Genomic DNA, 12809 nt, shown 5'->3' on the forward strand with positions numbered 1-12809 from the left:
CCCGCGCGGCGCTATCCCGCGCGGCACGGTCGGAGTGTAGCTCAGCCTGGTAGAGCACTGTCTTCGGGAGGCAGGGGTCGGAGGTTCGAATCCTCTCACTCCGACCATGCATCACTAAAATTGCCTTTTCGACGCGCCAGGGTCGGCGCGTGCCACCGGGCCTTCAGCCGAAATGCAGGCTCTTGACCTCCTGGTAGTCCTCGAGGCCCATCGCCCCGCCCTCGCGGCCGTTACCGGACGCCTTGTAGCCGCCGAAGGGCGTTCCCCAGCCAAGCCCGCCACCATTGATGTGGACCGCGCCGGCGCGCAGCCGGCCGGCGACACGTTCGGCGCGCTCGAGGTCGCCCGTCTGCATGTAGGCGGCAAGGCCGTAGGGCGTATCGTTGGCGATCGCGATGGCCTCGGACTCGTCGGCGGCGGGAAGAATCGACAGGACCGGGCCGAAGATCTCCTCGCGCGCGATGGTCATGTCGTTGGACACGTCGGCAAAGACCGTCGGGCGCGCGTACCATCCCGTCCCCAGGCCGTCGGGCCGACCGGGACCGCCCGCGACGAGGCGCGCGCCCTCGGCGATGCCCTCCGCGATCCGGGCCTGCACCCTGTCCCATTGCAGCCGGTCGAAGAGCGGGCCGATATGGTCGCCCTCCCGCGCGGGGTCGCCGACCTTCGTCTCTTCGGCCGCGATCCGGGCGATCTCCACGACATCGTCGTAGCAGGCGCGCTCGACGATCATCCGGGTCGGCGCGTCGCAGGACTGGCCGGTGTTGAGGAAGCACTCGACGACGGACGCACGCGCGCGCGTCTCGAGGTCGGCGCCGCAATCGGCGAAGACGAGGTTGGGGGACTTCCCGCCCAGTTCCAGCGTCACGCGTTTCACGCTGTCGGCCGCGGACTTGCTGACCGAGATGCCCGCCCGGGTCGACCCCGTGAACGAGACCATCGCAAGCGCGGGATGCCGGGCAAGCGCGTCGCCGACCTCGGGGCCGGTGCCGTGGATCAACGCGAAGGCGCCGGGCGGCACGCCGGCGTCGTGCAGGATCCCGGCATAGACCATGGCCGAAAGCGGCGTGTGCTCGGACGGTTTCAGGATCGCCGGACAACCCGTGGCCAGCGCCGGCAGGACCTTGAGCGCGATCTGGTTGATCGGCCAGTTCCAGGGCGTGATGAGGCCGACAGGCCCGATCGGCTCCCGCAGGAGGGTGTCGCCATTGGACAGCGTCCAGCGCTCCTCCTGCGCCTCCAGCGCCTCGATGAAGCCGTCGGCGTGGCCGATGCCGGCTTCGGCCTGCACGTCACGCGCCATGGTGATCGGCGCGCCCATCTCGCGGCGCATCGCCTGCGCGAGGTCCTCGCGCCGTTCCGCCGTCAGGTCGCGGATGCGGCGCAGAAGCGCGAGGCGTTCGGCCTTCGGCCAGCGCCCGAAGCTTTCGAAGGCCGCGACGGCCGCCTGCACCGCACGCTCGACATCCGCCGCGCCGCCCAGCGCCACGGTACCGATCCGCGCCTCGGTGGCGGGGTCCATGATCGGCATGGTCGCGGTGCCGATCGGCGCGACCCACTCGCCGCCGATATAGAAGCGATCGGCGTCCATCGTCATTCGGCGGCGGCGACGGGCGTTGCCGGGCGGACGATCTCGTAACCCTCTTCCTCGGGCTCGTCGTCGATGAGTTCGGTCGGAAAACCGTCGGCGAGGATGCTGAGGCCGGTCGCTTCCTCCAGCCGTTCGATGATGCGGTCAGACTGCGCGCGCTCGCCATAGCGGCGCTGACCGTCCGACATGATCTCGATGAGAAGCGGCGAGATCTCGAGCGGCACGTTGCCCAGATCGGCGAGTTTCTGAAACAGGCCGATATCCTTCATGACGAGGTCCATGGTGAAATTCACGTCGCGCGACCCAGACAGGATCAGCTGGCTTTCGGTTTCGTGGACGAAGGACGTGCCGGAACTGATGCGGATGGCCTCGTAGGTCGTCGCCATATCGAGCCCGGCGGCCTTCATCGTGGTCAGCGCCTCGCAAAGCGCCACGAGGTGCACCGTTGCGAGGTAGTTGGTCATCACCTTCAGCTTGGAGGCGGAGCCGAGCTCCCCTGTGTGCAGGATGCGCCGCCCGAGCCGTTTCAGCAGCGGCATCACCGTCTCGACCGCGCTGCGCGGACCGCCCGCGAAGATCGAGATGTTGCCCGTATCCGCCCGGTGGCATCCGCCCGAGACCGGGCATTCCACGGCGACGCCGCCCGTGGCCGTGACCTCGGCCCCGAGACGCAGGATCTCGTCGGCATCCGTGGTGGACATTTCCATCCAGATCTTGCCCGGCCCCATCTCGGGCAGCATCTCGGCGACGACGGCCGCGGAGGCCGCGGGCGAGGGCAGGCAGGTGATCACCACGTCGCAGTCCCGCATCATCGCCGCGGGCGATCCCCCTTCGGCGGCGCCCCGCGCCACGAAGTTCGCCACCAGCGCGGGATCGAGGTCATGGACCTTCAGATCTATGCCGTTCCGCAGAAGGCTGCCCGCCAGCTTGCCACCGACATTGCCCAGTCCGATGAAACCCGTCTTCATGTTGTCTCCCCATGACCGGCGAACGCCCGCACGTGGCGTCAGCCCATGATTGCAGGAATTGGATCAGTCGCGATAGTCCGGCTCTTCCCGGTCGAGCACGGATTTCAGATAGGCGAAATGCGCGTCGGCCATCCCGGCATAGGCCTTCCACCCTTCGGCAGTATGCGCGGCGACCGCGTCGGACATGACAGCGAGATCCTGCCCCGAGGCACGCGCAAGCAGAAGCGTCTGAGCCGCCTTCTCGAAGAAATAGAGCTGCTCGAAGGCCTGCGCCACGGTCGTGCCGGTGCAGGTCAGCCCGTGGTTCGCCATCAGCAGCGTCGAGCAGTCGCCCAGCGCCGCGGCGATCCGCTCGCCCTCAGCCGCGTCGTCGGCGATCCCGCCGCAATCGGGGTCGATCGCCAGGTCGCGGAAGAAGCGCGCAGTATTCATGTCGATCGGCGGCATCGAAGGGTTCTTCAGCGCCGCAAGCGCCGTGGCATGTGGCGGATGGCAGTGCAGGACCACGCGAATATCGGGCCGCGCGCGGTGGAGGGCCCCGTGAATCGTCCAGGCCGATGCGTCGGGCGCGTCGGGTCCGTTCATCACGTCCGGGTCGTCGGCATCCAGAAGCAACAGGTCGTTGGCGCGGATCGAGGCGAAGTGCCGCCATTTGGGGTTCATCAGGAACCGCCGCCCGTCTTCCGAGACGGCGACGCTGAAATGGTTGCCGACGGATTCGTGCCAGTTGAACCGTGCCGCCAGCCGGAACGCGGCGGCGAGATCCGCACGCAGCGCCGTCATGGCCGGATCTGCGGGCATGTCCTTCATTTGAACCGCCCCTCCGAAACCATCGCGCGGTAGATCCCGCGCAACTCGCCCCGATCGGTGTAGGTTCCGCGCAGGTAGCGTTCCCCGCTGGTCGCGGAATAGGCCTCGCGGCCATGCACGATCCGGTGGTTGTCGAAGGTGATGCACTCGCCCGCCTTGAGGCTGAAGCGCATCACGTATTTCGCGTCCTGCAGCATCCGGCCGAACCGGACGAAGGCGGGATAGTAGCTGTCCATGAGCCGCTGAGGCAGGTCGAAGACGTCGGCCATGTGCTGGCTGATGGTGACGCCCGACACCTCGCCGTGCCGGTCGAGCTCGATCACACGCTGGCGGGCGCGCATGTCGATGCCGTCATGTTCCTTGTAGAACGGCACCTCGATCTCGGTCAGCAGGCGGAACGCCTCGGGGTCCTGTACCCTGAGGTCGTTGGCCACGGCCGTCCCGTCGAGAAACAGGTTGAGACCGCCCTGCACGCTGTTTCGGCGGCAATGCAGGAACTGGATGCCGGGGGCGAGTTCTTCGGCCGGCACGTCGGTGTGCAACTCCAGCGCCTTCGACGTGTAGGCGAGATTGGTCGGCTTCACATGCGTGCGCACGTCGAAATACGCGCCGAAGAAACTGGGCCGGATCGTGCCGATCAGTTCGGCGGTCCGCGTCAGCGCCTCGTCGGTGTCGGGCATGTCCGTGACGATCGCCACACCTTCCACCAGAAGCGCCTCCATCCAGCGACGCCGTTCCTCGGCGCTTTCCAGCAGGAGCGGGTGGGAGACACGCGTGAGATCGGCGTAATGGTCGGCGAACCATGGCCGGCGCGGCAGGTCCGCGGGGTCCGGCCGCGGATCGCCGTTCGCATAGGCGGCCAGCATGGAGAGCGGGTAGCGCGAAACGTGGTTCTCACCCGCCCAGTGAACGACCAGTGCGCCGTCCTCGATCCGGGCATCGGCCGGCTGCGGCACCTCGGAACAATGGAAGATGTCGAAGACACGTTCCCGCGTCTCCGCATCGAAGGATGTCGGGCAATTGTCGCGCAGCCACCAGGTGTTGAAATAAGCGGGGCCGCCATCGGGAAGCGTCACCGTCAACCCGTTCGCCTCCAGCACCACCGCGTCGATCTGTGCGCCGTCCATGTCTCGCCCTTTCACAGCAAGGCCCCGTTCGAAACCGACGCTAGGCCCGGGCCGGGATGCGCGATACGGCGATTGCACTGAAGAAAATATAAGCCCAGAGTTATGCTATGATACGCGCCCTTCCCCCTCTTCGCCTTCTTGCCGCCTTCTCGGCGGTGGTCCGCACCGGCTCCGTCCAGGCGGCGGCGGCGGAACTGAACGTGACCCAGCCCGCGATCAGCCAGGCGGTACGCCAGCTCGAGGATCACGTGGGCGTGCCCTTGCTCGATCGCGGCAGTCGGCCCGCGCGGCCGACCGAGGCGGGCCAGACGCTGGCCATGGCCATCGCGGACGGGCTCGGACGGATCACCGACACGCTCGACGCGCTCAGGCTGGCGGACTCGCAGCGCGGCCGCACCGTCACCGTCGCGTGTTCCGTGGGCGTGGCGACCTACTGGCTGATGCCGCGCCTTTCGGCCTTCTACCGGGTCTATCCTGAGCTTCTCGTCAACGTGATGACGACGCAGTCGGGTGTGCCGGCCCTCATCGACGGTGTCGACCTGTCGATCAGGTACGGGCATGGCCGCTGGAGCGACGGGGTCGTTCATCATCTCTTCGACGAGGAAGTGGAGCCTGTCTGCACCCCGTCGCTCCGCGCCCGGTTCGAGGGTCCCGTGCCGCCCGCGTCGGTTTCTCTGCTCCACGTCAGGTCGGCGGAGCCGTCCTGGGTGACCTGGCCGGAATACCTGCGCGCGACCGGTCAGCCGGCGGTGCGGACAGGGGGCCAGACCTTCACGAACTACGTCCAGACAACGCAGGCCGCGCTCGAAGGCCACGGCATGATGCTGGGCTGGCGGTCGATCACCGGGGCGCTGGTCGCCTCCGGCACGCTCGTCTCCGCGGGTCTGCCGGTTCTCGCTCCGCGGGACGCGTTCCACCTCGTGGTTCGGAGCAAGCGCGGCGGCGAGGCCTCGGAGACCTTCGCCCGGTGGCTGCTGTCGCATGCAGGCACGGAGTACGGGCCAGCCGCGAAATCCTCGACAGGCGGCGGGGCATACGAGACACGCGCAGCCCACTGACGGCGCGACGCGATCATACGAAATCGGGAGATGGGTTTTGGTGACCCCGGCAGGACTCGAACCTGCAACCTATCCCTTAGGAGGGGATTGCTCTATCCAGTTGAGCCACGGGGCCTTCGCCTTCTTCTGGGGCATTTGGGCCCGCGACGCAACATGTGCGGGGCCGCGGGTTGCGCGTCGTGACCCCTGCGGCGTATCAAGGTTTGCAAGCCCAAGCCCCGGACCGAGAATTTGCGCGGACGCAACCCCTTCGACGGCAAGCCCCAGATGACGCTCCGCGACGTGGCCGAGGCCGCGGGCGTGTCGGAAATGACCGTAAGCCGTGTCCTTCGGCAGCGCGGCGACGTGTCGGAAAAGACCCGCGCGCGCGTCTTCGAGGCGGCGCGGAAACTCGGCTATGTTCCCAACAAGATCGCCGGCGCGCTGGCTTCGAACCGGGTGAACCTCGTGGGCGTGGTGATCCCGTCGCTGTCGAACATGGTGTTTCCGGACGTCCTCGGCGGGATCGGCTCGGTCCTCGACGGAACGCCGCTTCAGCCCGTGGTCGGCACGTCGAGATATGACGCCGAGCGCGAGGAACACGTGATCTACGAGATGCTGTCCTGGCGTCCCTCGGGCCTGATCGTCGCGGGCCTGGAGCACAACGCGCCCGCCCGCGCGATGATGGCCAATGCCGGCATTCCCGTGGTCGAGGTCATGGACGTGGATGGCGACCCGGTCGCCGCCGCCGTCGGCATAAGCCACGTGGGCGCGGGCTACGACATGGCGCGCGAGGTCGTGCGCCGCGGCTATCGGCGGATCGCCTATCTCGGCTCCTCCTCCATCGCCGACCACCGGGCGCAAAAGCGACTGCGCGGGTTCCGGCAGGGCCTTACCGAGGCGGGGCTCACCTTTGCCGACGAACGCTTCTATGCCGGCGGATCGGGGTTCGGCATCGGCCGGTCGATGACCGACGAGGTCATGACCCGCAGCCCGGATATCGATTTTCTCTACTATAACAGCGACCTGAATGCGGCCGGCGGGCTTCTGTGGTGCCTCGAAAAGGGTCTGGATATCCCCGGGCAGATCGGCCTCGCGGGCTTCAACTCGTTCGAGGTGCTGGACGGCCTGCCGATGCGCATCGCCACAATGGACAGCCGCCGTCACGAGATCGGCCGCCGCGCCGCAGAACTGGTCGCCGCGAACGCCCTGACGGACGAGGTCGTCCGGCTGATCCCGAAGTTCCTGCCCGGCGACACGATGCGCCCGGGCTGAGGGCGCGTCGCAAACGGACAAGTCACCGCCGTCCCGGCCTGCCAGCCTGCCTGCAACGGGGAGGCGCGGCATGAACATCCAGTTCACCGAATTCGTGCTCGACACGACAGCAGACGATCTTCCGGACGAGGTTCTGGACCGGGCGCGGCTCTGGCTTCTGGACCTCTGCGGTGTCGCGGCGGCGGGGTCGGAGACGGCGCTATCGGGGATCATCCGCGACCATGCCGCCGCCCAGTTCGGAGCGGGAAACAGGGCCGCGCGGATGATCGTCGATGGGCGCCGTGTCAGTCCCGCAGGCGCGGCCCTTGCCGGTGGAATGACCATCGACGCGATGGACGCCCACGACGGCCACCGCCTGACCAAAGGACACGTAGGCTGCGGCGTGCTGCCCGCGCTCCTTGCCCTGGCGGAGGCGGAAGGGCTGGAGGACGGAGGTGAGGTCCTGGCCGCACTCGTCATCGGCTACGAGATCGGCACGCGGGCGGGCATCGCGCTGCACCGGACGGCCTGCGATTACCACACCTCGGGCGCCTGGGTGGCGGTGGCCTGCGCCGCGCTCGGCGCGCGGATCATCGGCCTCGGCCCCGACCGGCTGATGGAGGCGGTGGGCATCGCCGAGTATCACGGTCCGCGCAGCCAGATGATGCGCTGCATCGACCACCCGACGATGCTCAAGGACGGCTCGGGCTGGGGCGCGATGGCCGGGGTCTCGGCCGCCTACCTCGCCGCCGCCGGGTTCACCGGTGCGCCCGCCGTGACCGTGACGGGCGCCGACGTCGCCGACCTCTGGTCCGACCTCGGATCGCGCTGGCTCGTGCTGGAGCAGTATTTCAAGCCCTATCCGGTCTGCCGCTGGGCCCAGCCCGCCATGCGAGGCGTGCTCGATCTGCGGGCCGAGCATGGGCTCGTGTCGACGGATGTCGAGCGGATCGAGGTGGCGACCTTCCACGAATCCCGCCGCCTGGCCACGACGCGGCCGCGCACCACCGAGGAGGCCCAGTATTCCACCGCCTATCCCGCCGCCGTGGCGATGGTGAAGGGCGGCTGCGACCCCGCGGACGTTTCGGAAGACAGTTTCGCCGACCCCGAGATCAGGCGGCTGGCCGAGGGAATGGTCATCACCGAAGACCCGGCCTTCAACACGGCCTTCCCCGCCCGCCGTCTCGCTCGGGTCACGCTGCACCTTGCCGATGGCCGCGCCGTCACCTCGGCCGACACGGAGGCCCGGGGCGACCCCGAAACGCCCGCGGCCCGTTCCGAGATCGTTGCAAAGTACCGGCGCTACGCCCAGCCGGTGCTGGGCACCGAGCGTGCATCGGCACTGGAGGCCGCGGTGGCGGGACTGGGCGATGGTGCGGGTCTGGAGCCTCTTCTCGACGCTCTCGCGCCGGGCGCCTGACCGCCTTTCGGGACCGTTGATCCCGGACCGCCTGCGATTTCGGTCCATGCAGGCAACCGGCGACTGCACTTCGGGTCCATTGTCCCGGCTGCCCGGGACGCTGCCCCAGGGGAGCAGTCCGGCGCCCTTCAGCACTCCGGCAGGTTCACCGCGAGCCCGCCCTGGCTCGTTTCCTTGTACTTCGTCGACATGTCGAGGCCGGTCTGCCGCATCGCCTCGATACAATTGTCGAGCGGCATGAAATGCGTGCCGTCCCCCCGCAGCGCCAACGACGCCGCCGAGACCGCCTTGATCGCGCCCAATCCATTGCGCTCGATGCAAGGCACCTGCACCAGTCCGCCGGCCGGGTCGCAGGTCATGCCGAGGTGATGCTCCAGCGCGATCTCGGCGGCGTTCTCGACCTGTTCGTTCGTGCCACCGAGCGCGGCGCAGAGGCCCGCCGCCGCCATCGCGCTCGCGCTGCCGACTTCGCCCTGGCACCCGACCTCGGCCCCCGAGATCGAGGCATTGTGCTTGATCAACCCGCCGATCGCGGAGGCCGTCAGCAGAAACACGCGCCGCCCCTCCTCCGTCGCGCCGATGCAATGGTCGCGGTAGTAGCGCAGGACGGATGGCACGACGCCCGCAGCTCCGTTCGTCGGCGAGGTCACGACACGCCCGCCCGCGGCGTTCTCCTCGTTCACGGCCATCGCGTAGACCGACAGCCAGTCGTTGACCGTGTGGGGCTGCGCGATGTTGCGCCCGGCCTCGGCCTTCAGTTGCTCGTGGATATGCTTCGCGCGCCGCTTCACGCGCAGACCGCCGGGCAACTCGCCCTCCATGCGCAGGCCCCGCTCGATGCAGGCGTCCATCGCCTGCCACACGGCGTCAAGGCCGGCCCGGACCTCGGCCACGGGCTTCACCGCCGTCTCGTTGGCCCATTTCATCTCGGCGATGGACCTGCCGGACACCTTGCCCATCGTCAGCATCTCGGCCGCGTTTCCGAACGGATAGGGATAGCCCGCGGCCTCCTTCTCCCCGTGGAGGGCCTCGGGACCGCCATGGGCCTCGCGCGCAAGCTCCCGCGCGGTCATCACGAAGCCGCCGCCGATGGAATAGTACGTCTCCTCCATGTAGAGGTGCCGGGCCGTGTCGAAGGCGCGCAGGATCATCCCGTTCGCATGACCCGGCAGCGGCGGACCGTAGTCGAAGACGAGGTCGGTCGCGGGGTCGAATCGAAGCTCGGGCAGACCGGGCGGCGCCACGCTGCCCTTGCCGCGCACTTCCGCCTCCAGGGCCTCGGCCCGGTCGGGATCGAGCGTCGCGGGCTCGAACCCGGAAAGCCCGAGAATCACGGCGCGGTCGGTCGCGTGCCCCTTGCCGGTGAAGGCGAGCGAGCCATGGAGCGAGCAGCCGAGCGCGGCGAGTTCACCCGCTCCGGGTTCCTTCTCGCGCCCGCCGCGAAGGTCCGCGAGAAACCGCGCGGCCGCCGTCATCGGGCCCATCGTGTGGGACGAGGACGGGCCGACGCCGATCTTGAAGATGTCGAAGACGCTGAGGAACATGCGGCGCTGATAGCGGATTGCGCCGGGGCGACTCACCCGGATTGCGACAGGCCCCGCTCGGATCGCGACACGGGGACCCGGGGCTGCGCCGCGCGGGCGCGTGTCATTCGCCGCCGTCTTTATGCAAGCCGTCAGGTCGCGGACTCGACGTCCGGTCCCGGAGCTTGTCGCACTGGATGAGTGCCAGCCGGGCCCTCTCGGTCAATCCGTAGCGCTCCACGTATTCGACAAGCGCCTCCTCCAGTTTCTCCCGGCAGGCTCGTTCGGATTCGAAACTCAATTCCGCCCCCAAGTCATTTTCTATCGTCGCGTTAGGAATTCTTAATGGGTGGTTGACTCAGGATATTATTGTCGGAAAACCTGAACGATATGCCCGTCCTATCAATTCATATCCCGCAGCTGCGGAGGACTGCCGGTCCATTGGCAACCGCGTCGCGGTGGAATGAAGCGCGCAGACTCCGCCCTTCAAAACGGATTGGCCTCCGGGAAAAGAAAGGAGCGGGCACAAGGCCCGCTCCAAACTCGTTACGCGATCCGATTGGATCAGAAGGACATGGCGAGACCCAGCGAGTAGCTGCTGTAGTCAGCCGAACCCGCTGCGGCGTTGAAGTCCGAATTGCCGTAGCCGAACTGAATGACCGCGCCACCACCAAGGTCGTAGTTCACGGCGAGACCGTAGCCCGACTGCTCGATACCCACGCCGTTGGTTTCGAAGTGACCATAGTTCGCAGCGAAGGTCCAAGCGTCCCATTCATAAGCCGCACCAAGCCCGTATTGCTGGGCACTGGTGAACGGCGTTGCCGCGCCCGAACCGGCCCAACCAGCACGGAGAACGTTCGTCGAGGAGATGTCCCAGTCCATGTAGCTGAAGCCGACGGTCAGGCCGTCCATTGCGTAGTTGGCGGACAGACCCCAGATATTTGCGTCAGCAATGATATCGTTCGCAGAGTACCGCGCGTCCGTGTATGCGACACCGAAGGTCGCCGGAGCATCGCCGTCGAAGTAGATCGTGCCGGTCTGGTAGCCCAGGCCGAGATCCACGGTGCCGGTCCCAAGATCGACAGTGTATGCGACACCGACGCCCCAGGTATCTTCCTCACCATCGACAACGCCGACGCCGGCGATGTAGCGCGTTCCGTCGCCCTGGTTGGACTGCTCGACCGACGCCGCGAAGGTGAAGTCCCCGAAGGCGTAGTCGTAGCGGAGAACCTGGCCGTCCTGCGAGCCATCAAGGCCAGCGTTGCCATTGAAGCCAGCATGGGCCGTTTCATCATCAGCGATCGAGCCGCCTGCGTAGTTGACTTCATCCATGACGAAGTCGAGCGCGCCATCGGTATCGCCCATGGTGAGCGTGTGACCGCCACCAGAGATGAAGATGGTGAAGCCGTCATTGTCGAACGAACCTTCGGTACCGGTGATGTTGCCGGCTTCATCCAGGTCGATGGATGCACCGAACGACAGTCCGTTGTCCGTCGTCCCGGTCATGGCGAAAGTAACGTCGATATCAGAGAAGAAGCTTGCAGCATCTGCTCCGGGGACGACTGCGGAGCCATCAGTCGTACGGGCATAACGGTCGCCACCTGCAATACCCATTTCGGCAGTACCCGAAAGAGTTACATCGGCGGCGGCAACGCCAGCGGTCGCCACCAAGGCAGTAGTAGCGAAGATTACTGCTATTCCGTTTTTGATTGTAAATAACTATCAGAGAAATTACTTAGGTCTATCAGCAGGTGCCGAATTAAGATGGCCGAAACCACATGGGCACCCAATGGTCCGCAACTCTCCAGGTGCGGACCGACTTGCCGAGGAAGGTCTTTCCCGAGGTAGCCGACCCATTTTCATGGTCGGCGCGTGCGCATTTCCCAGAAGCAACCGCTTCCGGCGAATCGGAGCCCTCCCGCGTTTTGCGGGGGTCTTCGGTGTTGTGCCGGCAATGGAGCAAACGGAGAGGAGAACAAAATGTCTTCTGCCAGTATTGATGTCGAAGTGGGGGTCGCTTCGGTCGAGCGTGGATTCTCGTTCTGCGAACCGGCCGCAACGCTCAACGGCTTCTTCGACGACCACTACTATCCGCACTGCTCGGCGACGACGCGGGGGCACCGGCATACGCTGCTGACCTACGACAAGCACCTGCGCGACACGCTCGGGCCCATGCGGTGGGAGGACATGACGCCGCTTGCCCTCAACGCCTGGCTGCGGCGGCAGGTGTCGCAGAAGCTCAAGAACACCACGATCAACAAGCACATCTTCCTGGTGAACCGCCTCTTGCGGACCGCACGCGACTGGGGCGCGCTGCCCGAGGGCGTGCGCCCGCCGCCGATGCTGCGCAAGTTGCAGACTGGGGACTACCGCCAGAGGTTCCTGTCACAAGAGGAGATCGGCCGGCTGCTGGCCGCATGCGACCGCATCGACCATCCCTACCTGTCGTTCTTCATCCGCTTCCTCCTGCTGACCGGGGCGCGGAAGGGCGAGGCGCGGACCTCCAAGTGGCGCGACATGGATTTCGTCGCGGGGCTCTGGCGCGTGCCCATGACGAAGAACGGCCGCTCGCGGCGGATCATGCTGAGCGAGGCGGCGATCGACGTCCTGCGCCGGACCGAGCTCAGGTCACGGGAGCTCGGGCAGCCCGTCGGGCCGGACGACTACATCTTCCCCAACCCGCGCACCGGGACCTGCTACAACAGTTTCCACATCGCCTACTTCAAGGCCCGCGACGCGGCGGGACTGCCGGACGTGCGCATTCACGACCTGCGGCACACCTACGCGAGCCTTCTGATCAACAACGGCGTCAGCCTCTACGAGGTGCAGGAGTTGCTGGGCCATTCCTCGTCGGCGATGACGCAGCGCTACGCCCATCTGCAGCCCAACCAGCTTCGCAGCAGGACCGAGATCGTCAGCCGGCTCGTGGGCGACGGCTTGCTTCCATGAGACAGGGAGGCGTGGTGAGCCCGGAAGGATTCGAACCTTCGACCAATTGATTAAAAGTCAACTGCTCTACCACTGAGCTACGGGCCCGCTCAGGCGGGCTACCTACGCAGGCGCGCCTGAGGCGTCAAGG

General features: G+C 66.9%; 10 protein-coding genes and 3 tRNA genes. 5 read left to right on the forward strand and 8 right to left on the reverse strand.

From position 1 onward, the window contains the following. Positions 1–30: 30 nt before the first annotated feature. A tRNA-Pro gene (locus N8I71_RS02290) sits at positions 31–107 on the forward strand. A 56-nt stretch (positions 108–163) separates the two neighbouring features. On the opposite strand, the gene N8I71_RS02295 is transcribed toward N8I71_RS02290, so the two are convergent. The 4 genes from N8I71_RS02295 to N8I71_RS02310 all read right to left on the reverse strand — a co-directional run bounded on the left by N8I71_RS02295 (position 164) and on the right by N8I71_RS02310 (position 4496). Continuing rightward, positions 164–1591, reverse strand: coding sequence for an aldehyde dehydrogenase family protein (locus N8I71_RS02295; RefSeq protein ID WP_262876358.1), 1428 nt, complete (start codon positions 1589–1591; stop codon positions 164–166). Positions 1592–1593: 2 nt separating this feature from the next. Then, positions 1594–2559 (reverse strand): NAD(P)-dependent oxidoreductase, encoded by a 966-nt coding sequence (locus N8I71_RS02300; protein WP_262876295.1) that lies wholly within the window; start codon positions 2557–2559, stop codon positions 1594–1596. 63 nt (positions 2560–2622) lie between these two features. Beyond that, positions 2623–3369, reverse strand: coding sequence for a class II aldolase/adducin family protein (locus N8I71_RS02305; protein ID WP_262876296.1), 747 nt, complete (start codon positions 3367–3369; stop codon positions 2623–2625). Continuing rightward, a complete protein-coding gene (locus N8I71_RS02310) occupies positions 3366–4496 on the reverse strand; it encodes a TauD/TfdA family dioxygenase (protein WP_262876297.1) in 1131 nt (376 codons plus the stop codon). Before N8I71_RS02310 ends, N8I71_RS02305 begins: the two co-directional genes overlap by 4 nt. A gap of 107 nt (positions 4497–4603) precedes the next feature. On the opposite strand from N8I71_RS02310, the gene N8I71_RS02315 reads away from it, so the two are divergent. Continuing rightward, on the forward strand, positions 4604–5554 hold the full coding sequence (locus N8I71_RS02315; protein WP_262876298.1) for a LysR substrate-binding domain-containing protein: 951 nt from the start codon (positions 4604–4606) through the stop codon (positions 5552–5554). Between the two features lie 38 nt (positions 5555–5592). On the opposite strand, the gene N8I71_RS02320 is transcribed toward N8I71_RS02315, so the two are convergent. Beyond that, positions 5593–5669, reverse strand: a tRNA-Arg gene (locus N8I71_RS02320). A 152-nt stretch (positions 5670–5821) separates the two neighbouring features. On the opposite strand from N8I71_RS02320, the gene N8I71_RS02325 reads away from it, so the two are divergent. Next, the gene (locus N8I71_RS02325) at positions 5822–6808 is read left to right on the forward strand and encodes a LacI family DNA-binding transcriptional regulator (RefSeq protein ID WP_262876299.1); all 987 of its coding nucleotides are present in this window, start codon (positions 5822–5824) and stop codon (positions 6806–6808) included. Positions 6809–6878: 70 nt separating this feature from the next. Continuing rightward, positions 6879–8207: an MmgE/PrpD family protein gene (locus N8I71_RS02330; protein ID WP_262876300.1), complete on the forward strand. Its 1329-nt coding sequence runs from the start codon at positions 6879–6881 to the stop codon at positions 8205–8207. Positions 8208–8335: 128 nt separating this feature from the next. Here the strand turns inward: N8I71_RS02330 and N8I71_RS02335 are convergent, their stop codons facing one another. Further along, entirely contained in the window at positions 8336–9751 is a 1416-nt protein-coding gene (locus N8I71_RS02335; protein WP_262876301.1) for an L-serine ammonia-lyase, read from the reverse strand. Between the two features lie 543 nt (positions 9752–10294). Then, the gene (locus tag N8I71_RS02340) at positions 10295–11440 is read right to left on the reverse strand and encodes a porin (RefSeq protein ID WP_316249106.1); all 1146 of its coding nucleotides are present in this window, start codon (positions 11438–11440) and stop codon (positions 10295–10297) included. A gap of 270 nt (positions 11441–11710) precedes the next feature. Here N8I71_RS02340 and N8I71_RS02345 point away from each other — a divergent pair, with 270 nt between their 5' ends. Continuing rightward, entirely contained in the window at positions 11711–12679 is a 969-nt protein-coding gene (locus N8I71_RS02345) for a tyrosine-type recombinase/integrase (RefSeq protein ID WP_262876302.1), read from the forward strand. 12 nt (positions 12680–12691) lie between these two features. Here the strand turns inward: N8I71_RS02345 and N8I71_RS02350 are convergent. Then, positions 12692–12766: transfer RNA gene (locus tag N8I71_RS02350), tRNA-Lys, on the reverse strand. Between the last annotated feature and the right edge of the window lie 43 nt (positions 12767–12809).

The organism is Roseicyclus sediminis (assembly GCF_025515305.1).
Lineage (GTDB): Bacteria > Pseudomonadota > Alphaproteobacteria > Rhodobacterales > Rhodobacteraceae > Roseibacterium > Roseibacterium sediminis.

What these genes read in the sequence shown, in the direction of transcription:
- N8I71_RS02295 (WP_262876358.1), bottom strand. Translation starts at nt 1,591, where the DNA reads ATGGACGCCGATCGCTTCTATATCGGCGGCGAGTGGGTCGCGCCGATC.
- N8I71_RS02300 (WP_262876295.1), bottom strand. Translation starts at nt 2,559, where the DNA reads ATGAAGACGGGTTTCATCGGACTGGGCAATGTCGGTGGCAAGCTGGCG.
- N8I71_RS02305 (WP_262876296.1), bottom strand. Translation starts at nt 3,369, where the DNA reads ATGAAGGACATGCCCGCAGATCCGGCCATGACGGCGCTGCGTGCGGAT.
- N8I71_RS02310 (WP_262876297.1), bottom strand. Translation starts at nt 4,496, where the DNA reads ATGGACGGCGCACAGATCGACGCGGTGGTGCTGGAGGCGAACGGGTTG.
- N8I71_RS02315 (WP_262876298.1), top strand. Translation starts at nt 4,604, where the DNA reads ATGATACGCGCCCTTCCCCCTCTTCGCCTTCTTGCCGCCTTCTCGGCG.
- N8I71_RS02325 (WP_262876299.1), top strand. Translation starts at nt 5,822, where the DNA reads ATGACGCTCCGCGACGTGGCCGAGGCCGCGGGCGTGTCGGAAATGACC.
- N8I71_RS02330 (WP_262876300.1), top strand. Translation starts at nt 6,879, where the DNA reads ATGAACATCCAGTTCACCGAATTCGTGCTCGACACGACAGCAGACGAT.
- N8I71_RS02335 (WP_262876301.1), bottom strand. Translation starts at nt 9,751, where the DNA reads ATGTTCCTCAGCGTCTTCGACATCTTCAAGATCGGCGTCGGCCCGTCC.
- N8I71_RS02345 (WP_262876302.1), top strand. Translation starts at nt 11,711, where the DNA reads ATGTCTTCTGCCAGTATTGATGTCGAAGTGGGGGTCGCTTCGGTCGAG.